Source organism: Thiovibrio sp. Mzg5 (assembly GCF_055379285.1).
In genome coordinates, this window is sequence record NZ_AP022872.1 from 1,679,085 (window position 1) to 1,702,787 (window position 23,703).

The following is a 23,703-nucleotide window of genomic DNA, read 5'->3' on the forward strand; positions in this document are numbered from 1 at the left end:
GCCTATCCAACAGGAGGACAAAATGCAGAAAATACGCTACGGATTCATTGGGCTGGCGATGCTGTTGTGCTCGGTGACTTCTGCCGCAGCCCAGGTGAGCATCGGTATCGGGACCCCCCACCTGAGCATTGGGATCAATCTGCCGTTGTACCCGGAACTTGTCCCGGTGCCGGGCTACCCGGTCTACTACGCTCCCCGGCTGAATGCCAACTATTTCTTTTACGATGGCATGTACTGGGTCTACCAGGACGATAACTGGTACGCGAGTTCCTGGTACAACGGCCCCTGGGGATTTGTGGAGCCATATTATGTGCCGCTGTTCATCCTGCGGGTCCCCGTGCGCTACTACCGGCAGCCGCCGGTGTACTTTCGCGGGTGGCGTGCCAATGCGCCGCCCCGTTGGGGTCATCACTGGGGCCCTGAATGGGAACAGCAGCGGAGAGGCTGGGACCAGTGGCAGCGCAGCTCTGCGCCGAAGCGGGCGCCGCTACCTGCCTACCAGCGGCAGTATTCAGGCGAGAGATATCCCCAGGTGGAGGAGCAGCACACGCTGCACAGCCAGCAATACCGTTACCAGCCGCGTGAAAAAGCAGTGCGCGAGCACTTTCAGCAACAGCAGCAGTTAGAACAAAGAGCGCCGGCACCTGCGCAGCGGGAAAGAGAGGAAGATTCTCGCAGGACAGCACCAAGGCAGCAGGACGATCAGGATGGCGCCCGCTCACAGCCGCAGCCCCGAGGTGACGAAGGCTTCCAGAGATCAGCCCCAGGCCAAAGCCCTCCTCAGCCGCGAGGCCCGGCAAGCCATGAGCAGAGGCAGCAGCCGGATGCTGCCCAGCGCGAGCAGAAGGCGCCAAGATCGCAAGACCAGGAGAGGGAGGATGACCGGCAAAGGAAGGACAGGGATGAGGAACGAGGCCGGGGGCGCAATTATTAACCCGGGTTTGCCCTTTTTTTTATAGGCGTTTACAATAATTGGGATCGGCCTTGAACAGTAATTTCTTGCTCAAGGCCGATCCGTTTTCTTCACCTGTTGCTGCCGCTCGGCCGAGGGCAGCAACAGATCCATGACCATGCCCTGGGTGGAGAGGATCAGCATCCGCGGCTCATCCTCGATCCTTACCGGCTGCGGCAGGATGTGCTGCTGGAGCAAAACCTGAATCTGTTTGGCCGTAAGCGTCACCCCCTTGCACTCCGGTTCGAGGACAAATTCGCAGCCCTCCTTCCAGCCCGAACAGCCGTAGGCCCTCTTCCCCTTGACCACCTCCTTGCCGCAGAGCGGGCAGCTGCCCCAGCGCGCGGTGTCCAGCCTCTCCGTTGTGCTGTGCTCAATCAGGGTGCGGATGTAGCCGGAGATGCCGGTCATGAACTCGTCGGGATCGAGCTGGCTGCGCTCGATTTTTTTCAGCTTCTCCTCCCACTCCCCGGTCATTTCCGGCGACTTAAGCAAGGGATCCCGGATAAGGGCGATGAGGCAGCGGCCCATGTCGGTGCAGCGGAGCTGTTTTTTCTCGCGCTGGATATAGTTGCGACTGAGCAGGGTTTCGATGATGGCCGCCCGGGTGGCCGGAGTGCCGATACCGCGCTCCTTGAGCGCTTCGCGCAGGGTATCGTCCTCGACGAACTTCCCCGCCGCCTCCATGGCCCCGAGCAGCGAGTTTTCCGTAAAGTGCTTGGGCGGAATGGTTTTGCCTTCGCGCAGGGACGGCTCGTGGGGGCCGGTTTCGCCCTTTTCAAACACCGGCAGGGTCTGTTCCTCGGCCGCCTCCTGGCTCTGCTTTTTGTTAGCAAACAGCGCGGTCCAGCCCGGCTCGACGATCTGGGTCCCCTTGGCCTCGAACTTTACCTCATTGCTGATCCCGTCCACGGTGGTGATATTTTTGAGGCAGGCGGGGTAGAAGGCTGCGATGAACTGGGTGGTGATCGCCTCGTAGACCAGCTGTTCCTGGCCATTGAGGCCGCGCGGCGCAACGCCGGTGGGGATGATGGCATGGTGGTCGCTCACCTTGGTGTCGTCGATGATCCGCTTGCTGAAGGGCAGCTTGGCCAGGTTGAGCACCGCGATCTCTTCCGACCGAAAGGATTTCAGCTGAGCCAAAATCTGGGGAATGCGCGGCTGCAGATCCTTGCTGAGGTAGCGCGAGTCGGTACGCGGATAGGTAACAAACTTTTTTTCGTAGAGATTCTGGGTGGCGGCCAGGGTATCGGCGGCCGAGAGCCCGTGCAGCTTGTTGATTTCCCGCTGCAGGGTAGTGAGATCGAAAAGCTGGGGCGGCTGCTCCTTTTTCTCCTTGGCAACAATCCCGGTGATGGCAAAGGGCTGGCCAATAATTTTTTCCAGCAGCACCTGGGCCTTTTCCGGCTTTTCAAAGCGCTTACCCGTGAACTTGAACACCACCTCGCGGTAGCGGGTGGTGAGCTCCCAGAAAAGCTGGGGCCGGAACTGGAGAATGGCGTCGTCGCGCTCCACGATCATGGCCAAGACCGGAGTCTGCACGCGACCGATGCTCCAGAGCACCCGGTCGCTACCGCCGCCGATCCGGCCGTGGCGCACGGTATAGTAGCGGGTGGCGTTGAGGCCGACGATCCAGTCGGACTCGCTGCGGCAACGGGCTGCGGCATAGAGCGCGTCGTAGTCGTGGCCGTCCTTGAGATCCTTGAACGCCTCTGAAATGGCGTCCGGGGTGAGGGAGTTGAGCCAGAGACGGCGGATCGGCTTGTCCTCGCAGTTGCACAGGGCCAGGATGTAGCGGAAGATCAGCTCCCCTTCCCGCCCGGCATCCGTGGCGCAGATGATCTCATCGGCCTGTTGGCACAGGGTTTCGATCACCTTGAACTGCTCGTCCACCCCCCGGTTTTGAATCAGGGTGAGCTTGAACTTCTCCGGCACAAAGGGGAGGCTCTCCAACGACCAGCGCTTGAGGGCAGGGTCATATTCGCCCGGCTCCTGCAGGGTCACGAGATGGCCGAAGGCCCAGGTGATCGCGCAGCCGCGCCCTTCGATGTACCCCTTCTTCTTGCTCTTGATATCGAGGACCTCGGCAATATCGCGGGCCACGGAAGGCTTCTCGGCAATAACAACTTTCATTCTACGATTTTCTCGCGGTCATTATTTTCTTCTGTTACAAAGGAGACAGCATGGCGAATGAGGCACCCCCCGCTGCACACCCGGCGTTGCACCCTAAACCGAATTATCCTGGGATGCAAGCCGGGATGCATCTCGCATTCTCCTAAGAGGAAAAGAGAACTATTTAATTCCCAGTAACAGGATATATTAGAAGCAAAGAAACTGAAGATACATTTGCTGATGGTCAAGATGGGATTTGGCTTACGCCCCCTGTCTGCCCCCCCGGACCCCGAATTTTATTGCGGCAGGCATTCACCGTTCAATGAATAAATAGAGACGTGAACATGGCCAGTGAAATCATCATTTATCAGCAAGAGGGCCAGGCCGTTGAGGTGCGACTGGACGGTAGCATGGATACGGTTTGGCTGAGCCAGGAACAAATGACCGCTCTTTTCGATGTACAAAAAGCGGCAATTTCAAAACATCTGAAAAACATTTTCGAAAGCGGCGAGTTGGAACGCGGGGCAACTGTTTCCAAATTGGAAATAGTTCGCCAGGAAGGTAGCCGCAAAGTGAAACGTTCAATAGAGCATTTTAATCTCGATGCCGTCATTTCAGTGGGGTATCGCGTCAACTCATCGCGTGCAACCCGCTTTCGCCAATGGGCGACCCGTATTCTGCGTGAGCACCTGACCCAGGGCTGGACCCTCAATCGCCAGCGTTTTGAGGCCAACGCCCGTGAGCTTGAGGCTGCACTATCGCTGGTGCGCAAGGCAGCGCAAAGTCCGAACCTGCTTACCGATGCCGGCCGGGGCCTGGTGGAGATCGTCAGCCGCTACGCGCAGACTTTTTTGCTGCTACAACGCTACGATGAAGGTCTGCTGACTGCACCGCCTACCCAAGCGGGTGGCGTTTTGCAAACGGTGGCGGAGGCACGCGCTGCCTTGGCAGGGTTAAAGACAGAACTGATCAGCCGCAAGGAGGCAACCCCACTGTTTGCCCAGGAGCGGGAGAATGGACTGGCCTCGTTGCTCGGTAATCTCGATCAGACGGTCTTTGGGGAACCGGCCTATCCCAGCATTGAAGCCAAGGCTGCCCACCTGCTCTATTTTGTCATTAAAAACCACCCGTTTGCCGATGGCAATAAACGCAGTGGGGCCTTTCTCTTTGTTGATTTTCTAAATCGCAATCACCGTCTGCTCAACGAACAGGGCGAGCCGGTGATCAATGATATTGGCCTGGCGGCGCTGACTTTGCTGGTTGCCCAATCAGACCCGGCCAACAAGGAAACAATGATCCGCCTGATCATGAATATGCTGGCCCACGAGATGGCAGCATAGCGAAGTTCGGAAAGAACCATTTACCCCATTAAAAACAGCAAGTTACAAACAGAAAAACCGTGAAAATACGCCAACTCACCCCGGACAATTACCCCAAGGCTTCCGCCCTGTTGCGGCAGGCATTCCCCCACAGCACCTATGAGGTGCAACTGGTGGAAAACCTCCACAAGAATGGCAAACCAATGCATGAATGGGTGTGTCTTCACATCAATGCGGTCATCGCCTATATCGCTTTTACCAAGGCCTACAACAGCACCGCGGTCTGCGGCTTGCACCTGGCGCCGTTGGCGGTGAAGCCGGAGTTTCAAAGGCAGGGGATCGGCTCGGAGTTGCTGCGCTTTGCCCTGCGGCAGGAGGCCATCAAGGAAAGCACCATCTTTGTTTTAGGCGATCCGCGCTTTTATCGAAAATTCGGCTTTACGCCTTGCGCCATGCCCATTTGTCCCTTTGACAAAAACAACGGTCATTTCCTGAGCCTCCGCAATAACACCGCCAGCCAGTTTACGGTGGGGTATGAAGCGGAGTTTGGGACGAAGAGGTAGATGGGTCTGGGGAGGAGATGATCCGGGCGCTACTTCATCTTTGACTTCAGCTTGATCCTTTCCCCGCCAACCATGAAATTGCCGTTGCCGAGATGGTGGATCGTCCGTGGATTTTTCACTGCGGGGTCGACCCAGGCCTTGACTACCTCAACAACAAACAGGCAATACTTGGCCACCATCTCTGTGTCAGCCACCCGGCACTCGAGATTGGCGAAGCACTCTTCGATGAGCGGTGCGCCGACCAACTCAGCAGGCTTGGGGGTGAGACCAAACCTCTCGAATTTGTCCGTATTCGCCCCCGAGGTATTGCCGCAGCCCACCACCTTTTCCGCTATCTCCACAGTAGGGATGTTGATGACGCATTCGTTGGTTTTCTCTAGCAGGCCGAAGGAATAGTTGCCATTGCTGATGACGCAACCCACCAGCGGCGGCTCAAACTCGAGCATGGTGTGCCACGACATGGCCATGATGTTTGGCCGCCCGTCGAGGGCAGTGGTGAGCATGACAACCGGCCCCGGTTCGAGCAGGCCATAGACTTTGGACAGAGGAAAGGATTTTCTGGCCATGTTGGCACCCCCTTTCGACAGTGAAGGAACCAGGGAGGGGCCGCCATGCCCAATTGCGAATAATGAGGCTGGTGGCCCCCAAAAAATCTCGTGCAACAATGCCGCCCTTCTCCCTCCGGCAAGACGGCATCCCGAGCCGTCCGGTTATTCCCGGACCCAGGTGAGCCGGATGATTTTTTCGCCATCACCGTAGGTGAAATCGAGTTCCCCCTGGTAGGCGTTGTTCAAGGCCTCGCCAATCCGCCGGGCCAGGTGGATGCCGGTGGTGGTCACCAGGGTGCGGCCCTCTTCCTCCACAATGGCCATGACCCGCTCCATGGGATGCGCTTTTTTTTCCTGATCCTCCAGGTTGTGGATCAGGTTATTGATCTCCTCGCGCCGCGTCCCGTAAAACCCACCCAGGATCTCCAGATAACCGGCCGGGAAATTATCCTTGATGCGCTGGCAGGCCGGACAGACGATGGCATGGGCATTGACCGCCGCATCCCACCACGCCCAGCGGCCCTCCAGGAACACGGCCCCGCATTCGCTGCATACCGTCGGCTCGGGCAACTTTCTCCGTTCATGGTAGGTGTCATGCCGCTTTTCCTGAATCAGCCGATCCCTTCTTCCATATTGGCCTTTGTCCATAATGTTTCGCTCCTTGTCGTTGCTGTTCACCTTCAGGCGCATCACTTCCTGCAAGGGCAGACTGGCCATGCCCGTTTCGCGATAATGGTCCCTCCCTCTGTTTTTCTTGAATCAGACTTTCTCTATTTAAATTATACATCCAGCTACCGGGTAAAACACAAGCTCCAAATCAGTTTTATTTACACGCCTCCCCCCCGGCCATGCGGCGCGGGATAACGGAGGTATCTTACCATTTTTTCGCGAAAATATCCGCTTGACATTCCGTCCGGCATTGGCCCATCATCATCACATAACAGATAATTTTTTTGAAGGAGGGACCAGCAATGGACATGGCGCAAATCAAGGAAAAAGCAAAACAGCTTGGCATTCAGGTCGGCAAGATGAAGAAGGTGGATTTGATTCGGGCCATCCAGAGCAAGGAAGGCAATTTCCCCTGCTTTGAAACGGCAAAGGATTACTGCAACCAATTGACCTGCGCCTGGCGAAAGGCCTGCTTGCCGGCCAAGAAAGTTGAGCAGAAATATGAACAGACCAAAAATCTCTACCTCAAAAAAATAAAGGCAGAGCTGGAAACCCTGACGGACAAGCTTGCCGACTTGAAGCAGAAATCACAAAAAACCATGGGGGCAGGCAAGACAGAGGCCTTGGCCGAAATCCACAAACTTGAAAAAAAGATTGAGGACCTCAAGAAAAATGCCCAAGGGCTGGCGACGGCAAGTGAAGATGCCTGGGAAGTTACCAAGCAGGGGGTCGATAAGGCCTGGAAGGGGTTGCGCGATTCAGCCAAGAAGGCCTTGGCAAAGTTCAGCTAAGGGTCCGGGGCGTGATGGGGTCTGGGATGGATTGTCTCCCTGCCGAACCTCGGCAAGAGATCACCGCGAGATGGTGAAATCCCACCCCATTTCAATCGCCAGCCATTGAGGAAGCAGCATTCTCGAGCGGGAGAAATCCAAGCCCGCATTTTCGATATAATCCTGTAACGCCGTGGAAAACGGGCTGGCCGCCGTGACCACCGATCGGAGCATCATCGGCGCTTCTTCGGTGGATTCCGGATCGTTCGCCACCTGGCAGGACTGGGGGGGCGAAGAGACAAAATGCGTGCGACACACCACCGGCCGCACGGGATAGGCGCCACATACGCCATTTACATCCAGAGGGCAGGAATGGTCGTAGCAGGAAAGGTCCGCCCCCTCGTCGATCTTGGATGACGGATGCCGGCCCGGCTTGGCATCGTCCCACTCATGCCATTGTTGGGTGCGCATCCGCAGGCCGTCTATCTGGTCTGCGGAAAATTCCCGCCTGATGTATTGCGCCAAGGTGTGGGCCTCGGCACTGTTGGTAAGGATATGATACCGGCAGCAGTGACAACAGCCCGGTTGGCAACTTGGCACGATATCCTCTTCACGACGCAACCGATCCAGTTCACAGGCAATTGCGGCATCCAGAGAAGCATACACGCCGAGGACAAAGCTCTCTTGCGGGGTAATGGGGATATCGGCTCCGAATTCCCCTGGGCCCATACCCAGATCGCTCTTCTCAACCAAATGCATTATTCTCCAATTTTTCAAGGGGATTTCAGGCAGACCACAACGAAGAGGCACCATACTTAATTCCGCATAATTAGGCGATCATTTTCGACTCTCACCCCTTCCGATCAGTCAAGCGTGTGATAATCGCCAAACCTATTCAACACCAGCAGCATCTTGTCCCGATGGGTTCCCGGCCAATAGATCTTACCGCAGCCAAGGCATTGGCGAAAAGAGTCGTAATATTTTTTAGTGAGCGGTTCCAGTTGTTCGATGATCTCCTCCTTACCGACTGGCTGCAAGAGCCCGTTGCAGCGCAGGCAGCGACTCAATGGCTTGAACTGGTCCTTAATGCCGAAGAGCTGGACAATCTCAGCCAACTGCCTTTCCGGATAGATTTCCCGCACCAGATAGCCGAAGACCACATCTTTGCGTTTTAAAAGATCCGTATCCTTGCTCAGCAGGATGCGCTTTTCCCGCACCGCGACCTCGATCAATTCCGGATCGGAGATGTAATTTCGGTAAAAGGTGTCAAAACCTGCCATGCGCAGCAGAGTGGCCAGTTTGCCGACATTCATATCCACGGCAAAGGTGATCCCGGGCAAGGGCTCGGGGCGCAGCAGGGTTGGGATTGTTACATCCACAGGCGGGGAGAGGGGGTAGACATCCAGGGTGTCATCAGCATTGCCGGGAGCGGCAAAGGAGATCTCTTGTCCGGCAACGGTCAAGCGCCCCACCTCGGTATGCGGGATTCCCAGGGCCTCGATAATATCCTTGACCGAGGCCTGTCGGGTGAGTTGGTACGCAACCCGCTTCTGCCCCCGGAATGGAGGACGCGACAGTTCTTTCAGGTTTCCCCAAAAGTTGATGATCATTGCGGGAGGAGGCCCTCAATTATTGAAGCGTTTATCGGCAAAAATATGGGAGATGTCTCTAGTTTTTCACTTTTTAACTACATATTTGGCTCGGAAATCTTCGATACAATTCACGAACTCTGATTTATGAATCATCCGATGGCAGTTCGCGCACAGAACGGCAAAATCATGCTTCGGATCAAGCGTTATCTTCTGGCCTTTTAGTGTATGCAGCGGTGTCAAATGATGCGCTTCAATGAATGCCAGGCCAATCTCTCCATATTTAATTTCAAAATTAAAACCGCACGCCTGACAGGTATAACCATGAATCTTTTTAGCCCTTGCGGCTAATTTGCGATTTCTTTCTATGCGCTTATGTTCGCGCAGATTAATGAGGTCTTCATTGTTAAGCCCAACTTCATCGTCTTCTTCAGAGCTGACCGAGGCGGCCGCAAGGTCTTTCGTCGCAAGAAGAAGATAGAGTTTAAGAAGTTCCCTTAAGTCCTTACCCAAGATTTCGTCGTTAGGTATTTCTCCCCGCTTGTAATATTGGGCGCAGATGGACCCTTGCTCATAGAAGGCGCCGAGACTTGATGCGCTCGTGACTCTTAAGTCAATTGGTCCGACGATTAATGAATTATCAATCTGGCCGAGACGAGCGATATAGTCCGAAGCTCGCACAGCCAATGCATCTTTTGCGTCGGAGCCATAGACACGACGGATAGTCGTTACCCCCTGATTCAAAGAAAGATAAACACCAGAAAAATCTTCCGTTACCAGGTAGACGACATAAAAACCATCCTGTGCGGTTTCTGTAATAAATCGGTCGTACACCGCAACCCAAGGCACGCGCGCCCAGTTACCTTGCCCAGGGCTACCATGAACTATATATCTGTCATTTTCGCCGATAACTTGTGCAACAACGAGCGGGACTTCCCGCCGTACAAACTCTGCAACAGCGTTATCCGTAAATAGCTGACTTACTGCTGTTGGATATTCTTCCAGGAAAAGATTCAGGGCGGCATTCAGGCTCATCGTTCTTCTTTACAAGGGATAACAAGTCATTCTGCGAAACTGGCTATCAAGGCCGAAAATCATGATAGCCAGAAAAATAAGCAAAAACAGGCAAGGCGAGTCACTTCACTCGTAGTCCGCGCCAGGCAAAGGAATCCCTCTTTTTTCACCTTCCTACCTGCCAACCCCCAAGAGCATCAGCAACTCGTAAGAAAGCGCGGCAACCAGCCCGGCGGCGGGAAGGGTCAGGACCCAGGCCATGACCATGCTCTGCGCCACACCCCAGCGGACGGCGGAGAGCCGCTTGCTGGCGCCCACCCCGAAGATACTGCCGGAGATGACGTGGGTGGTGCTTACGGGCATACCGAAATGGCTGGTCACGAAGAGGACGATGGCGGAGGAGGTCTCGGCGGCAAAACCGTGCACCGGCTCCAGGCGGATGATCTTATGGCCCATGGTTTTGATGATGCGCCAGCCGCCCACGGAGGTGCCCAGGGCCATGGCCGCAGCGCAGGATAACACCACCCACATGGGAACCACGGGCTCGGGAATCATCCGGGCGCTCACCAGGGCCATGGTGATGATACCCATGCTCTTCTGGGCGTCGTTGAGGCCGTGGGTAAAAGCCATGGCTGCGGCGGAAACAATCTGCAGGTGGCGGAAGCTCGCGCTCACTCGGCCGGGATGCACATGGGCAAGGGTTTTGAAGATAATGCCCATGAGAATGAAGCCGATGATAAAGCCCATGGCCGGCGAACCAACGAGCGGGATCAACACCTTGTGGACAATCCCGCCCCAGAGAACCGAGGGCAACCCGCCGTGGATGATGGCCGCGCCGCACAGGCCGCCGATCAGGGCGTGGGAGGAACTGCTGGGGATGCCGTATTTCCAGGTGATCAGGTTCCAGACGATTGCTCCGAGGATGGCGGCCAGGATAACCACCTGGAAGGCCTGCTGGTTTGAATCAAGCTCCTGGGGATAACCCTTTTCCAGCAGCGCGCGGTTCGTATTGGCCAGCTCCTCCGGCTTCAGCTTACCGGCATTCTTGGCTTTCGCCACCGTCTTCTCCTTGAGCGCGATCCCGGCGAACCGCTCGGCGGAGTAAAGGTCGGTTCTTGTGATGATCTGGTTCAAGTCCGCCACTATGGCACCCTGCAGCTCCTGGGAAGGGGCGGCGCCCACGGTATATTGCCCGAGCAGCCCCTGGGTTGCGGGGGAAAGCTGCGTTGCCAAATATTGGGAGAGCAGATCAGCGGGATGTTGCAGCTTGGCGGCCAACCCTGCCGGCTGGTGGATATCAACCATTTGAAAACGCGCCGTATCGACCAGCCCGCTGGCCACCGTGATCGCCACCTGGGTGGAGACCAGGGCGCCGACGAAGTTCAGACAGGCGGCCATGATAATAGCTTTGCGCGGCGAGAGCACCCGAGTGGAGACCACCGTGGCGATGGCATTAGCCGTGTCGTGAAAGCCGTTGATATAATCGAAGGCCAGGGCACAGACCACAACCAGCACGAGCAGCAGCGACAGACTAAGCATATTTAACAACCACGCTTTCGATGATATGGGCGACGTCTTCGCATTTGTCCACCGCCTTTTCTATCCGGTCATAAATCTCCTTCCACTTGATCACCTTGATCGGGTCCGCATCCGGGGCGTTGAGCAGGGTGGCAAGCGACTTGCGGAAGGCGGCGTCATGCTCGTTTTCGATCTGATGGATGCGGATGAAAAGATCCTGGACATTATCCCGGTTTGGCTTGGTGCGCAGGGTCATGATCGCCTCCAGCGTGGCTTCGGTGATTTGCACCAGCAAGGCCACCAACCCCTCCATATCCGGACGTATTTGCGTGAACTGGTAGAGCGCCATCCTCCCGACACACGCCTCGATGCAGTCGGTCACGTCGTCCAGTTCGCTGGACAGGGCATGCAGATCTTCCTTGTCGATCGGGGTGACAAAGGTGGCGTCGATCCGGTTGGCAAGCTCGTGGGTGATGTGGTCGGCCTCGCTTTCTATCTCCTTGATTCTTGCCGCATGCGTGGCAAGATTGGCGAAGTCATGGACCAAGACCTGAAATTCCTTGGCCGCATCCACCGCGGCCTGCGCCTGTTTTTCGAGCAGCGCGTAGAAACCCTGCTTCTTGCTTATTCCTGGGAATGGGAAACGCACAACCTTACCTCCTTGGCAAAATGAAAAAAACCGGACGATCAAACAATGACGATGACGCAAACGGAAGGGTCAGACAATTCACTCAGACGGCGCGTCGGAAAGCCCTCTGCCGATGGCATACTTGATGAGGTCGGCGACGCGTTTGATGTTGAGCTTCTTCATCATGTTGGCCCGATGGTGCTCCACGGTCCGCTTGCTGATATCGAGCTTGTCGGCGATATCCCGGCTGGTAACCCCCTCGGCCACCAGTTGCAGGATCTGCCTTTCCCGCGGGGTCAGGACCTCGCCGGAGCCATCGTTCCGGCTGCTGCAGGAGGCGATGACGTCTTCGGGAAATTCTCCGGCCAGATTGGGGGAGATATACAACTCCCCCTGGCGAATCCTGGCGATGGCCGGCAGCAGCTCGGTGTCGGAATCCTCCTTGAGCAGATAGCCGTCCGCCCCGGAAGCAAAGGAGGAGCAGAGGTACTGTTCGCCCTTGTGCATGGTCAGCATGAGCACCTTGATCTGCGGACAGATCTTGCGCACCTCCCGGATTGCCTCAATCCCCCGCAGGTTCGGCATGGAGATATCAAGGATGGCAAGATCCGCAGGCGTGGTTTTTAAAAGCTCGATGAGTTCCAGGCCATCGGCCGCTTCGCCGACCACCTTGAGGGTGGGGTTCTCTTCGATCATTTTTTTGACCCCATGCCGGATCAGGGCATGATCATCCGCCAACACTATACGACATATACCCATGACACTCCCCTTCCACTTCAGACCAGTCCGGAAAAATCACATTATATTCCCAGGTTATATACAGTAGTCGGTAATTTCCCGCAGCAAAATTTGCTGCTCCCGCAAAAAGGAAAAAACATAACGCCACATCGCCGGGACGCACGAACAACATCTTGAAATAAAAAGCTTACAACTTCCCACCGCTACGTTTTTTTCAGGTTTTACAGCCGAGCTCTTCCGGCGTGGGAGCAAAGGCATTATACGCCAGACTGATTCCCAGGGCAAACAGGGTGGTGCCCACCCCGATTACGGCGCCGAGGGTAGTTGGCGCAAGCAAGGCCAGCCTGATAAGGACCGTGGCCACCGCATAGCCGGAATTACGGAAGGATACCTGATACTGCGCACTGTAACGAAGCGAGATGAGCACCACCAGCACATCACTGAAAACAAGCAGGGTGTAAAAGGAGGCAAAGGCGTTTTCCGGCAGCCCAAAGGCGAAATAGCCCCAGAGGTCAACAAGACAAATGCCCGCGAAAGAAACCAGCAACAGCAGGGCGATCATCTTTTTCGCCAGGATGAAATGGCTGCGAACTTTCTCATCCCCACTGATGGGATGGGAGCGCTGGGCCTTATAAAAAAAACCCAGGACCACAAAGATGAGCAGGGCTCCCACCGCAGAGGCGACAATACTTTCCAGGGAGGAGGCAATTTCAGCCCAGGCCAGCGGTTCGCTGAAATGGGAAAACTCCTTAAAGGTATCCCGCAGGAGAATAAGGGAAAGGATCTCAAACTGTTTGCCCACCGACTTGGTCACCGAATGGGACAGACTGAGAATAAGGCTCACCACCTCAAGGGCCAGCAAGAGGTTGAAGGCCTGCTCAATGGCGGCAAGGTGGGAAAGGGAAAAATGCGAGGCAAACGGCTCGGGCACCAGCTGCCGCCGGTTCAACTCGATGACGACAATGGCCGCGACAAAGAAACTCACCAGCACGGTGGCGAAAAATTTCAAGCCCTGTTTGCTTTCCAGGTGCAGCTCAACCCAGTCGAAAAGAAAGCCCACCCGTATCATGAAAAAATCCATACTGTTCGTCACCGCCTCCTGTGAATGAGGATAAGGTATCTCTCTATTTTTTTTACTAATCTGTATTTTCAGGCGACACAAGCTTTTAAGAGCCGCTCACGCTGCCAGCGGTTTAGACCATCCTGATTATGATATCATTTTATCACAACGGCTTCCTGAAAATTCCCCCATCTCCCGTGGGGTGGATCATCCCGGCGCCCCGGCCAACAAAATCTTTGACTTGCGCTGGCCGGTTGAGCAATCATGGAAGCAGGAGCTCTTCTTGTGCAGTCAACCCCATCCTGTTTGGGTAGGAGGTGATCATGAGCGCGGAATCGATACAGGGTATGCTCCGCACCATTGAAGACGAATGCCGCTTTACCGGCGGCCTCACCGGTCGCTACACCCTGCGGCAGCAAGTCTTTGATGCCATGGCCACGGTGCGGCGCGAGGATTTCGTCCCGGACGAACTCAAGCCCTACGCCTATGACAACAACCCCCTGCCTATCGGCAACGGCCAGACCATCTCCCAGCCCTTCATCGTCGCGCTGATGACCGACCTGCTGGAGCCGGAGCCGGACGACATCATCCTGGAAATCGGCACCGGCTCGGGCTACCAGGCCGCCGTTCTGGCGCAGCTGGTCAAACGGGTGTACAGCCTGGAGATCATTCCCGAACTGGCCAAACAGGCGGCCAACCGCTTGCAGCAACTGAGCTACGACACCGTGGAGGTCCTTGCCTCCGACGGCTCTTTCGGCCTGCCGGAACATGCCCCCTATGACGGAATCATCGTCACCGCTGCGGTGCCACATATCCCCAAACCCTTGATCGAGCAGCTGGCGCCCTTCGGCAGGCTGGTGATTCCGGTGGGTCGCCCCCATCTGCCGCAGGAGCTGCTGCTGGTGGAAAAATTCGGCACCAAGATCACCAGTAGGAGCATTCTCTCCGTGGCTTTTGTCCCCTTCACCGGACAGGTGCAAGCGTGACGGGAGCAACAATTGCCCCAAGCGCCGCACCAAGCCACCTTGCTGGGCCGGAAAATTCCATGAAAACAGGATTATTGCACACCGGGCAAGTTTTTTGCTACGACGAACAGGGGGGTGTTATCCCCTGCCCCGACAGCGGACAGGATGGGGAATTTCGCCTTGGCCTGCCTTGGCCGAAGCCACGTTTTTTCCTGGAAGGCGATACCGTCCTGGACCGTCTCACCGGGTTCACCTGGTCCAGGGATGCCAACCTGGGCGGGTTCCCGCTGACCTGGCAGGAAGCCCTCGCCTTCATCGCCGGAATGAATCACCAGAAATGGTCCGGTTTTGCTGACTGGCGGCTGCCCAACCGCCGGGAACTCCGCTCACTCATGAGCTATCAAACAAAAAAGCCCTCGCTGCCGGAGGACCATCCCTTCACCAACATCTTCCTGGGCTGGTACTGGACCTCCACCACGGCCGCGATTCACCCGGCCTATGCCTGGCGTCTTCATCTTGAGGGCGCCCGCATGTTTTACGGACGCAAGGATGAGTACTCTCTGTTCTGGCCGGTTCGCGGCGCCGGCTATGACCTTTTGCCCAAGACCGGGCAGATAACCTGCCATGATGCCCTTGGTCGGGAGATTCCCTGCCCGGAATCGGGCCAGGACGGAGAACACCGGCTGGGGTTCGCCTGGCCGCAGCCACGCTTTACCGATCTCGGCGAGACGGTACTCGACAATCTCACCAGACTCATCTGGCTCAAGGATGGAGATTTGGGCGGAAGGCCCATGAGCTGGTCCCAAGCCTTGGATCTCATCGGCGAGCTCAACCGGTCCAGCCTGCACGGCCACAACGACTGGCGACTTCCCGACATAAACGCCCTGGAATCCCTGGTGGACTGTGCGCAGGCGGAACCAGCCCTGCCGGCCGGCCACCCGTTCCACCGGGTGCGCGAGGCCTACTGGTCAGCCACCACCAGCCTTTTCGAAACAGACTGGGCCTGGGCTCTCTATCTTCACAAAGGCGCCTTGGGGGTCGGCCACAAAAAGGGGGAATCGTTTTTTGTCTGGCCGGTCAGGGTTTCGGGAGAACAGGAATGAAACTAGCCGAACAGCCCGACCAGAAAAAGACTCAGGAGCGGGAAATAGGTGATGAGGCCCAGACAAACCAGCAATATCGCCAAAAATGGCAGAGTGGCGGTGTAGAGTTCGGTAATGGGCCGCTCAAAACGATAGCTGGCCAGAAAAAGATCGAGGCCCACCGGCGGGGTGCAGTAACCGATCTGCAGGTTGGTTAAAAAGATGATGCCCAGGTGGGTGGGGTCAACCCCATACCCCTGGGCAATGGGCACGATAAGCGGCACTACCAGCACCAGGGCGGAAAAGATATCCAGCAGGCAGCCGACCATGAGAAGAAAGACATTCAACAGCAGGAGAAAGGTGTACTTGCTTGAGATATGCTCCCGGATCAGGGCAAAGAGCTTGGCCGGAATCTCCTGATCGATCAAAAAGCTGGTGGAAGCCATGGAGGCGGCCAGCACCACGAAGATTCCCCCGAACAGGGCCATGCTCCGCACCACGATTCCGGGCAGTTGCGCCGGGGTGATATCCCGATGCACGCACATCTCCACAAGCAAAACGTAGAGGGCAGTCACCGCCGCCGCCTCACCCACGACAAAAAAACCGCCGTAAATCCCCCCCAGCACAATGACCGGCAACGGCAGCTCCCAGGCTGCGGCGCGCAGGGCTCGCCGCCTTTCCCCTGCCGGCACCGGCGGACGGGAGCCACGGGTGGCCGCGCCCTTCCTGATGCTGTAAGCACCCAGCAGAACCAGCATCAACAACCCCGGCAGAATCCCGGCCAGGAAAAGATGGTCAATCCGGGTCTCGGCGATGACCCCATAGAGAATAAGGGGGAGGCTGGGAGGAAAGAGCAACCCCAGACTGCCGGAGGTGGTGATCAACCCCAGGGAAAACTGCTCGGGGTAACGATCCTTGAGCATGGCCGGAAAGAGCAGGCCGCCCAAGGCAAAGATGGTCACCCCGGAGGCGCCGGTAAAGGCGGTGAAAATCGAACACACCACCAGGGCGATCACCGCTAGCCCGCCGGGCATCCAGCCCAGCAATACGTTGGACAGGTCCAGCAGCCGCACCGGCGCCTTGCTTTCGGAAAGGATTGTCCCGGCGAGGATAAACAGGGGCAGGGAGAGCAGCATGGGGGTATCGGCCAGTCGGGACATCTCGATGACCACCACCGAGGGATCAACGCCTGCGCCGGAAAAAGCGAGCAGAGCCAGGGCGGCCATCACCACGAAGAGCGGGCTGCCCAGGATGGCCAGCCCGAGAGTTATCAGTTGCAGGAACTGCATATCAGGGTCTCATCCCTTTCCATAGAAATTCACCCTTCTTTTCCGGGCAGGGCGGCGCGAAGGCTGCGCACGCTGCCGAGCAGAAAACGAAGGGCGATGCCGGCAAAGGCTATGGGAAAAATCAGGTTGAGCTGCCAGGAGGCAAGCCCGGCCATCTCCTGCCCGTTGCTCTGGAGCGCCTCCTGGCGGACAAAATCAACCGCCACCCAGGTAAGCACCAGACAAACCCCCGTGGCAAAAAGATACCGCACCACCCGCAGCCAGCGAAAAATTGGCTTAGGCAGGAGGTGGGAGGCAAGATCAATGGAGATATGCTTGTCCATCTTGGTGGCCACCACGGCCCCGAGAAGCCCGGCCCACAGCACCATGACCCGCAGGAGCGGATCGGCCCAGGACAATCCCCCGCCCCAGACATCGCGCAGCACGATCTGGGCGCAGGCCAGAAGAATCATGGCGGCAATAAGCAGCAGGAGAACCGCCTCCTCAAGCCGCTCCAGCAAGCGCCTTATCCGCTGGAAGCCCTCGGAAAACCGGGCCGCAAGGTCGCTCATTTCGCTCCCGCTCCGCCGGGGGATTTTGCCCGAAAATCGGCAAGCAACCGGGTAGCCGCCTCGTATATTTCCTTGGAAAAGGCCGTGCCCATCAGACGCGGTACGGTTTTCTGGTCACGCACCGTCAGCAGCTGGCGCAGGGTTTCTTTCTCCGCCGGCACCAGCTGGATGCCGTTTTTTTTCAGGGTGGTCAAGGCCTCTTCATTGCTGCGCCGGGTGTCGATCAACAATCCGGCAAAATGCTTTTTCGCGGCGGCTTCCATCATGGCGACATGCTGGGGCGGGAGCTTGGCAAAGGCGCTCTTGGAAAAAACCAACCCGCCATAGGCGTAGCCAAAGGGCGTATCGGTGATATATTTGGTCCGGGTAAACCACTGGAGGACGATGGAGCCGTAAAAACCGTTGAACACCGTGTTGATCATGCCGGTTTGCAGGGAGGAGAGCACATCCGGAATGGAAAGGGGAATGGGGGTGACGCCCACATCCTCGAGAAAACCGCGGCTCAGCGGATCATTCTCCGGCGCCCAGCACTTGCTCGCCCGCAGCTGGGCCACGGTGGTTACCGGTTCGCCGGACATGGTGTAGACAAAACCGACCTCGGTCATGGCCAGCAGCACCAGATCCTTTTCCTGAAAAGCCTTCTGGAAAAGGGGGAACAGCCCCTCCGCAACCCGGTCCACCTCGGCATAGGACTTGAAGAGAAAGGGGATGGCCATGATCCGGAAATCCGGCACCGTTTCGCTGATCCCGGTCATGGTAAAGCCCCCGCCCTGGAGCTGGCCGATCCGCATCTTGCGGTACATGGCCCGGTCGTCGCCCATTACCCCGCCCAGATAGAGCTTGAAGCCGATCTCGCCATTGCTCTTGGCGGTCACCTCTTCCTGAAACTCTTGAAATCGCCTGGCCCAGACGCTGCCATCCGGGGCAAGGGTGGCGATCTTGAAGAGATAGCGGGGCGCGGCCTGAGCGCCCGGAGGGGCCATGAGCGCCAGAAGGGCGATGCCGAAACAGACCGTGCGCAGCAGACGATTCATACCTTCTCTCCTAAAAAATCGTAATTATCCAGCTTGAGGTAAAACTGGACGAAACCTCCGACATGTAACTGTTCAGCAGCGCCGCGTCACTGCTGCCACAGATGCGCGGAAGAGGCCTACGAAGTGTGCTATCGCACATGGGGTAGGCCGCTGACAGCTAAGCGAGCACAGCGAGACTGCGAAGCAGGTGCGGTGCTGCTGGGCAGTTAAAAAAATTCATCCACCCGGGCCAGCAATTTCTGAGCCCGCCGCTTGGCCAAAACATTGGGTAGGGTCAGGTCCGGGGCCTGGGCAAGATCAAAGGCCAGCGCCTCTTCCAGGAGACGAACATAGAGCTCTTGGTCAAAGGTCTGCCGGGCGTAGTATTCGGCATAGGCCACCAGGGTCGGGAGAAAGCGTCGATCGCCCAGGGCCAGGGCCTTCTCAAAATGGCCCCGGCTCACTTCCGGCCTGCCGCCCAGCATCGCCGGGCGGGAGCCATAATAGATGCCGAGAAAAAGATGGGCCCCGCCGTGATAAAAACCCTCGTCCAGGGCCAGCACCCGCAGCATCAGCTCTTCGACCTTGGGCAGATCGGCGACCGCCGCGGGTGCCCCCTTGCTGAACCCGATCCAGGTGGCCCAGCCGTAACCGCCCCAGAACAGTTTTTCCACCTCCCCAGGCCCGACACCCTGCAAGGCCTCGTTGAATCCGGCAAGCGGAATCTGCTCGGCACCACCAAGACCTTTATGGGTGCCAAGCAGACGCAGGCCGTAGGCCTTGGCCCTTTCCCCCAGCACCGCAGCCCGTTCCGGACGGCCGCATTCCGGCATGAGGCTCGCGTAGGCCGTATAGGCCTGGGTGCCATGCAGCAGCAACCTGGCGTTATCGGGATCGGAAACCAGGAGGCTATCTAGGAGCAGCAGGTAGGAGGGCGCACCGTCACAAACCAGTTCCAGGTCTGCTTGACGGTTGAGATTTTTTACCACCGGACCCACCATCGGGGGGATCACCAGCGAGGCACACCCTTGCGACAACACTGCAGACACGGCCAGTAAGGCGACGAACCTCCAATTTTTCTGGAGAAAAAACAACCCTTGCTCAATGATCTTCTGCATGGCCGACCTGATCCCTGTTATCGAAGTGCCTGCGCGCGCGCCAGCCTTCTTTCGCCGAGTATACCACACCCTTTTGTACCCCGGATACAGGCAAGCGAACCCGGCGCAAAAAAAATGCCCCGGTAAAAAAATTACCAGGGCATCGGACAGACTCATTTTCCTCCGGCTCAGGAAATCGCCACCAGTTCCAGATCAAAGGTGAGATCCTTGCCTGCCAGGGGCGGGTTGGCGTCCAAGATGACAACCTCGTCCGTTACCGCCAGAACCGTTACCACAACCAATTCCCCGTTGGGGCCGCCCATCTGCAGTTTCTGGTCAACCTCGGGATTGAGATCCGGCGGAACCTGATTCAGCGGCACCTCGATAACCAGCGCCTCATCCTTTTTGCCATAGGCTTTATGCGAGGGGATGGTGACTTTTTTCTTGTCGCCGATGGTCATTCCCAAAACAGCCTCTTCAAAGCCCACTATTACCTGGCCACCGCCGAGGGTGAACGCCAGGGGGTCGCGCCCGGCAGAGGAATCGAAAACAGTCCCATCCTCCAGCGTGCCGGTATAATGGATCTTGACGCTATCTCCTTTTTTAGCCTGTGACATATCGTGCTCCTTTTTGTCTTCTCCCTGGGAGGGATTTTATATCAATGAAATTACGTTGTTTATAACGAAACAAAACACGGCTTCACGCATTATTCAAGATTGGTGCTTGCTTAAGGCCCCTCTTTGGCTTTAAGCTGGGGCCTTACTCCTCTTTTCCCTTAAACAACAAAGCCAGAGCAGCAGCGTAGCGGCGAAAGCAACGCGGCGCCAATGAAGGACTTGCCATGTTCGAATGGATTCTCACCGGGCTCAGCATCCTGGGAACCCTCTACAACCTGCAGAAACGCGCGGCAGGCTGGGTGATCTGGACCATCGCCAATCTTGGCTGGATCATCAGCTTTTCCCATAAGGGCATGCTGGCCGAGGCCTTTCTCTTCTCGGTCTATCTGGTACTCTCTGTTTACGGCATCTTCAAATGGTGGCCCCGCCGGACCCAGGAAGAAAAAGCCTGAAGCCCCGGGTTCACGCCCCCAGCTGAATGGAATCCTCCACCCCGAGGGCCTGGTAAATACCCAGGGCCTGCCGGGAGTGATTCAGGGTGTAAAAATGGATGCCCCGCACCTCGTTATCGAGCAGATCACGGACCTGCTCGGTGGCCCAGTGCACCCCGACCTTTTCCACCTGCTCATCGCTTTTGGCCCGATCCAGCGCGCGGAGCAAGGCGGCCGGAATCCTGGCCCCGGCGGCAAGCTCTGCCATGCGCACCATCCCGCTCTTGCTGGTGATGGGCATGAGCCCGGCGATGATGGGCACCGTTATGCCGGCCAAGGCGCAACGGTCACGAAAATCATAAAAATCGCGGTTATCGAAAAAGAGCTGGGTCACGATATAGTCCGCCCCGGCATCGACCTTGGCCTTGAGATAGTCCATCTCCAGCAGCCGGTTGGGGGTGGCGGGATGCCCCTCGGGAAAACCGGCCACCCCAACGCCCATCCGCGGGAAATTCTTTTTGATAAAGGCGACCAGGTCGGCGGCATGGGCAAAACCGTCCGGGGGCTCAACGAAATCCCTCTGCCCCTTGGGAGGATCGCCGCGCAGGGCGAGAATATTCTCCACCCCGCTTGCCGCATAGTTGCGGAGGATCTCCCCTGTTTCGGTCCGGTTGGAGCCGACGCAGGTGAGATGGGAAACCACAGTGAGGCTGGTCTCCTGCTGAATCCTGACAATGAGCTTGTGGGTCCGGTCCCGGGTCGAGCCGCCCGCCCCGTATGTCACGCTGACATAGGCGGGCTTCAGGGGCATCAGGTCGGAGATGTTGGCAAAAAGATACTCCCAGCCCGGCTCATCCTTGGGCGGGAAGAATTCAAAACTGAAGGAAAACCTGTTCTTATCGAGAATGTCTTTTACCAGCATCGTCTCTCTAACCCGTTGTTTTAGTATAAAATTTCAAATATCAAAAAAACACCCCTCCGCCAAAGTTGCCGAACTCGCAAAAAAGGGAAAATAGGCCACCTGTCCGTACCATAAAATCAAAGAGTTCCCAAGCAATAACTGTTGTAATGGCGTCTTTTTTTGCGACTACAACAAATTTTTCCTCTGCCGGCGCGAAAAATTCGCAGCCGGCGTGAAAAAAAACGCGGTTGTCGGCAAATACTCTCTCTGGGATCTCCAGCCTTACCGTGCTGGCTCTCATCTTGACTTGACAAAGTCCGGCCCAGGGTTGTAATCAGATTCTGGTAACGGTTTGGAAACATTGCGCCATCGGGGAGATGGCCGGGGGATCACGACACATTGGCACATTCAAACAAAAAAACACCTGCGGCCGCCCTGCTCTTCTGCTCTCTGTGCCTGGCTGCCGCCCCCCGCCAGGCCGCGGCTTACACCCAGAAAGACCTTGAAACCCTGATGGCCACCAAGCGCTGCGTGGAGTGCGATCTCTCCGGCGCTGATCTGCGCCGGGCAAAGCTTGCCAACGCCTTTCTGGAACGGAGCAATCTCTCCCGGGCAAACCTTGCCGGAGCCGATCTGGAAGGGGCAAACCTCAAGGGTGTTGATCTTTCCGGGACAAACCTGACCGACGCCAACCTGCAGGATGTTGATTTTTACAAGGCGGATCTCACCGGTGCCTTTCTCAAGGGGGCCGATCTCAAGGGCGCCTCCCTTGCCACCAGCAACCGTGATCGGGCAATCCTCGAGGGTGGCACATACACCGCCCCGGAACACGCCCTTAAAGAGCCGAAAAAGCCCGGGCCGGAAGCCGTTGCCGCCGCTCCCCAGCTTCAGGAAAAAACCGAACCAATCGCGCCTGCCTCCCAGCCTTATGCACCAGAACAAGCACAGACACCTCCTCCGGCTCCGGCTTCTCCCGAGGTTGCCGTTGCTGCTTCACCGGCAGCATCTCCCGCACCGGAGCCTGCCCCACCCTCTGCGGGAACTCCGCCGACAACCCGACCCGAGCCACCGGTTGTAGCACAGGCCTCGGGTCCCATAGCGCGCCCTCCGGTGCAACCCGCTCCGGTCAAGATTGTCAAAAAACCGGCACCACCAGCGACCATATCCTCGGGAGCTGCGTCGGAGATTGAGCGCCTGATTTCCCAAAACGCCTGCCCTGGCTGCAACCTGGCCGGTGCCGATCTTGCCGGCCTCAACCTGAATCGGGCCAACCTGGCTGAAGCCAACCTGAGCGGGGCCAATCTTCAAGGCGCCAGTCTCAAGACGGCAGACCTGGCGGAAGCAAACCTCAGCCAGGCCAATCTCACGGAGGCCAACCTGGCCGGAGCTGATCTCTACAAAGCCGATCTCACCGGAGCAATCCTGTCAGGAACCGATCTGGAAGGGGCATACCTGGTCGGAACGATCCTGGAAAAAGAGGGCCAGAAGGGTACCAAAGCGGATATTGACGCCTTCCTCGCCCAGTACCGCGACAAAAAACCTTCGCCCCCCAAGAGAAAAGATCCCCTGGAAAGGGATCGGAAACAGGGGGAAAACCTCTGGTCTCCTTCTTTCCCGGCGCTGCAGACAACGCAAACGATGAATGCTCCCGAGCAGGAGAACGGAATCGCCGAGGCCCCCGTTGCGTCACCACCCAGCCCGACCCCGGCCATGCCTGCGGAGGAGCTGCCTGCCGCTTCTCCAGTGCCCAGCGCCCCGCTTGCAGCCCAGGCCGCCATCACGCCGCCGGCCAAACCGGCTCCAGCGGAAGCAATGCCAACCCCGGCAGGCGTTGCTGCCTTGCCCTTGGCCTCACCGGTCGCGCCAAGCCCACCAGCCCCGAGCAAGGCATTGGAAGAGGGGAAGGTGCCTGAAGCCCCCAAGCTGACGGACCTGGAGAAACTCCTGCAATCCAACCGCTGCGTGGAGTGCAATCTTGCCGGCCAGGATCTCTCCGGGAAAAAACTCAAAGGGGCTGCCCTCGAACGCAGCAATCTCTCCGGGGCGAACCTGCGTGACGCCAATCTGGAAGGGGCAAACCTCAAGGGTGCGAACCTGAGCGGTGCCAATCTGGAAAATGCCGATCTGGAAGGAGCTGATTTCTACAAGGCCGACCTGAGCAACACCAATCTCAAAGGGGCAAACATCAAGGACGCATCAGGGCTTGGACCGGCAGGCCGCTAAAACCTGCGCCCGGAAAACAGGAAAACTCCCCAACCCTTTCCTCCGAAGCAGCCC

Annotated in this window: 25 protein-coding genes and 1 pseudogene; 8 read left to right on the top strand and 18 right to left on the bottom strand. The window is 57.3% G+C overall.

The window, feature by feature from the left end:
* The first annotated feature begins 22 nt into the window (after positions 1–22).
* Complete coding sequence (locus tag ACZ46D_RS07560) at positions 23–934, top strand: hypothetical protein (protein WP_464926846.1); 912 nt, start codon at positions 23–25, stop codon at positions 932–934.
* Positions 935–1,003: 69 nt separating this feature from the next.
* Here the strand turns inward: ACZ46D_RS07560 and ACZ46D_RS07565 are convergent, their stop codons facing one another.
* Positions 1,004–3,085, bottom strand: a complete 2,082-nt coding sequence (locus ACZ46D_RS07565) for a DNA topoisomerase 3 (RefSeq protein WP_464926847.1) — start codon at positions 3,083–3,085, stop codon at positions 1,004–1,006.
* 323 nt (positions 3,086–3,408) lie between these two features.
* On the opposite strand from ACZ46D_RS07565, the gene rhuM reads away from it, so the two are divergent.
* Both rhuM and ACZ46D_RS07575 read left to right on the top strand, forming a co-directional pair.
* Complete coding sequence (gene rhuM / locus ACZ46D_RS07570; RefSeq protein ID WP_464926848.1) at positions 3,409–4,404, top strand: RhuM family protein; 996 nt, start codon at positions 3,409–3,411, stop codon at positions 4,402–4,404.
* Positions 4,405–4,463: 59 nt separating this feature from the next.
* Positions 4,464–4,946 (top strand): GNAT family N-acetyltransferase, encoded by a 483-nt coding sequence (locus tag ACZ46D_RS07575; protein WP_464926849.1) that lies wholly within the window; start codon positions 4,464–4,466, stop codon positions 4,944–4,946.
* Between the two features lie 29 nt (positions 4,947–4,975).
* On the opposite strand, the gene ACZ46D_RS07580 is transcribed toward ACZ46D_RS07575, so the two are convergent.
* Both ACZ46D_RS07580 and ACZ46D_RS07585 read right to left on the bottom strand, forming a co-directional pair.
* The gene (locus tag ACZ46D_RS07580; protein ID WP_464926850.1) at positions 4,976–5,512 is read right to left on the bottom strand and encodes a flavin reductase family protein; all 537 of its coding nucleotides are present in this window, start codon (positions 5,510–5,512) and stop codon (positions 4,976–4,978) included.
* A 144-nt stretch (positions 5,513–5,656) separates the two neighbouring features.
* Positions 5,657–6,211 (bottom strand): BCAM0308 family protein, encoded by a 555-nt coding sequence (locus ACZ46D_RS07585; RefSeq protein WP_464926851.1) that lies wholly within the window; start codon positions 6,209–6,211, stop codon positions 5,657–5,659.
* Between the two features lie 254 nt (positions 6,212–6,465).
* Here ACZ46D_RS07585 and ACZ46D_RS07590 point away from each other — a divergent pair, with 254 nt between their 5' ends.
* A complete protein-coding gene (locus ACZ46D_RS07590; RefSeq protein ID WP_464926852.1) occupies positions 6,466–6,954 on the top strand; it encodes a sll1863 family stress response protein in 489 nt (162 codons plus the stop codon).
* A gap of 60 nt (positions 6,955–7,014) precedes the next feature.
* On the opposite strand, the gene ACZ46D_RS07595 is transcribed toward ACZ46D_RS07590, so the two are convergent.
* From ACZ46D_RS07595 to ACZ46D_RS07630, 8 genes and pseudogenes are all read right to left on the bottom strand, one after another.
* The gene (locus ACZ46D_RS07595; protein WP_464926853.1) at positions 7,015–7,692 is read right to left on the bottom strand and encodes a hypothetical protein; all 678 of its coding nucleotides are present in this window, start codon (positions 7,690–7,692) and stop codon (positions 7,015–7,017) included.
* Between the two features lie 104 nt (positions 7,693–7,796).
* Positions 7,797–8,543 carry a Mut7-C RNAse domain-containing protein gene (locus ACZ46D_RS07600; protein WP_464926854.1) on the bottom strand — a complete coding sequence of 249 codons (747 nt, stop codon included), beginning with the start codon at positions 8,541–8,543 and terminating at the stop codon, positions 7,797–7,799.
* A gap of 66 nt (positions 8,544–8,609) precedes the next feature.
* Positions 8,610–9,557: an MrcB family domain-containing protein gene (locus tag ACZ46D_RS07605; protein WP_464926855.1), complete on the bottom strand. Its 948-nt coding sequence runs from the start codon at positions 9,555–9,557 to the stop codon at positions 8,610–8,612.
* A gap of 153 nt (positions 9,558–9,710) precedes the next feature.
* Positions 9,711–10,841 (bottom strand): anion permease, encoded by a 1,131-nt coding sequence (locus ACZ46D_RS07610; RefSeq protein WP_464929267.1) that lies wholly within the window; start codon positions 10,839–10,841, stop codon positions 9,711–9,713.
* Positions 10,836–11,075 (bottom strand): annotated as a pseudogene (locus ACZ46D_RS07615) (inorganic phosphate transporter); the annotation flags it as partial. The pseudogene ACZ46D_RS07615 and the gene ACZ46D_RS07610, both read right to left, overlap by 6 nt.
* The gene (locus ACZ46D_RS07620) at positions 11,068–11,703 is read right to left on the bottom strand and encodes a DUF47 domain-containing protein (protein WP_464926856.1); all 636 of its coding nucleotides are present in this window, start codon (positions 11,701–11,703) and stop codon (positions 11,068–11,070) included. The gene ACZ46D_RS07620 and the pseudogene ACZ46D_RS07615, both read right to left, overlap by 8 nt.
* A gap of 78 nt (positions 11,704–11,781) precedes the next feature.
* The gene (locus ACZ46D_RS07625) at positions 11,782–12,441 is read right to left on the bottom strand and encodes a response regulator (protein WP_464926857.1); all 660 of its coding nucleotides are present in this window, start codon (positions 12,439–12,441) and stop codon (positions 11,782–11,784) included.
* Positions 12,442–12,634: 193 nt separating this feature from the next.
* Entirely contained in the window at positions 12,635–13,501 is an 867-nt protein-coding gene (locus ACZ46D_RS07630; protein WP_464926858.1) for a hypothetical protein, read from the bottom strand.
* A 302-nt stretch (positions 13,502–13,803) separates the two neighbouring features.
* On the opposite strand from ACZ46D_RS07630, the gene ACZ46D_RS07635 reads away from it, so the two are divergent.
* Positions 13,804–14,466: a protein-L-isoaspartate(D-aspartate) O-methyltransferase gene (locus tag ACZ46D_RS07635; protein ID WP_464926859.1), complete on the top strand. Its 663-nt coding sequence runs from the start codon at positions 13,804–13,806 to the stop codon at positions 14,464–14,466.
* Positions 14,467–14,525: 59 nt separating this feature from the next.
* Positions 14,526–15,548 carry an Lcl C-terminal domain-containing protein gene (locus ACZ46D_RS07640; RefSeq protein ID WP_464926860.1) on the top strand — a complete coding sequence of 341 codons (1,023 nt, stop codon included), beginning with the start codon at positions 14,526–14,528 and terminating at the stop codon, positions 15,546–15,548.
* Positions 15,549–15,550: 2 nt separating this feature from the next.
* Here ACZ46D_RS07640 and ACZ46D_RS07645 read toward each other — a convergent pair whose 3' ends face one another.
* The 5 genes from ACZ46D_RS07645 to ACZ46D_RS07665 all read right to left on the bottom strand — a co-directional run bounded on the left by ACZ46D_RS07645 (position 15,551) and on the right by ACZ46D_RS07665 (position 20,094).
* Positions 15,551–16,816, bottom strand: a complete 1,266-nt coding sequence (locus ACZ46D_RS07645) for a TRAP transporter large permease (protein WP_464926861.1) — start codon at positions 16,814–16,816, stop codon at positions 15,551–15,553.
* A gap of 29 nt (positions 16,817–16,845) precedes the next feature.
* Positions 16,846–17,367 carry a TRAP transporter small permease gene (locus tag ACZ46D_RS07650; RefSeq protein WP_464926862.1) on the bottom strand — a complete coding sequence of 174 codons (522 nt, stop codon included), beginning with the start codon at positions 17,365–17,367 and terminating at the stop codon, positions 16,846–16,848.
* Positions 17,364–18,401 (bottom strand): TRAP transporter substrate-binding protein, encoded by a 1,038-nt coding sequence (locus ACZ46D_RS07655; protein ID WP_464926863.1) that lies wholly within the window; start codon positions 18,399–18,401, stop codon positions 17,364–17,366. The genes ACZ46D_RS07650 and ACZ46D_RS07655 overlap by 4 nt, the downstream gene beginning before the upstream one ends.
* Before the next feature lie 206 nt (positions 18,402–18,607).
* Complete coding sequence (locus ACZ46D_RS07660) at positions 18,608–19,498, bottom strand: TRAP transporter TatT component family protein (protein WP_464926864.1); 891 nt, start codon at positions 19,496–19,498, stop codon at positions 18,608–18,610.
* Positions 19,499–19,665: 167 nt separating this feature from the next.
* Positions 19,666–20,094, bottom strand: a complete 429-nt coding sequence (locus ACZ46D_RS07665; protein WP_464926865.1) for an FKBP-type peptidyl-prolyl cis-trans isomerase — start codon at positions 20,092–20,094, stop codon at positions 19,666–19,668.
* Between the two features lie 224 nt (positions 20,095–20,318).
* On the opposite strand from ACZ46D_RS07665, the gene ACZ46D_RS07670 reads away from it, so the two are divergent.
* Complete coding sequence (locus tag ACZ46D_RS07670; RefSeq protein ID WP_464926866.1) at positions 20,319–20,546, top strand: nicotinamide mononucleotide transporter; 228 nt, start codon at positions 20,319–20,321, stop codon at positions 20,544–20,546.
* A 10-nt stretch (positions 20,547–20,556) separates the two neighbouring features.
* On the opposite strand, the gene metF is transcribed toward ACZ46D_RS07670, so the two are convergent.
* A complete protein-coding gene (metF, locus tag ACZ46D_RS07675; RefSeq protein ID WP_464926867.1) occupies positions 20,557–21,447 on the bottom strand; it encodes a methylenetetrahydrofolate reductase [NAD(P)H] in 891 nt (296 codons plus the stop codon).
* A gap of 40 nt (positions 21,448–21,487) precedes the next feature.
* Positions 21,488–21,727, bottom strand: coding sequence for a hypothetical protein (locus ACZ46D_RS07680; protein ID WP_464926868.1), 240 nt, complete (start codon positions 21,725–21,727; stop codon positions 21,488–21,490).
* A gap of 98 nt (positions 21,728–21,825) precedes the next feature.
* Here ACZ46D_RS07680 and ACZ46D_RS07685 point away from each other — a divergent pair, with 98 nt between their 5' ends.
* Positions 21,826–23,649, top strand: a complete 1,824-nt coding sequence (locus ACZ46D_RS07685; RefSeq protein WP_464926869.1) for a pentapeptide repeat-containing protein — start codon at positions 21,826–21,828, stop codon at positions 23,647–23,649.
* The last annotated feature ends 54 nt before the right edge of the window (positions 23,650–23,703 follow it).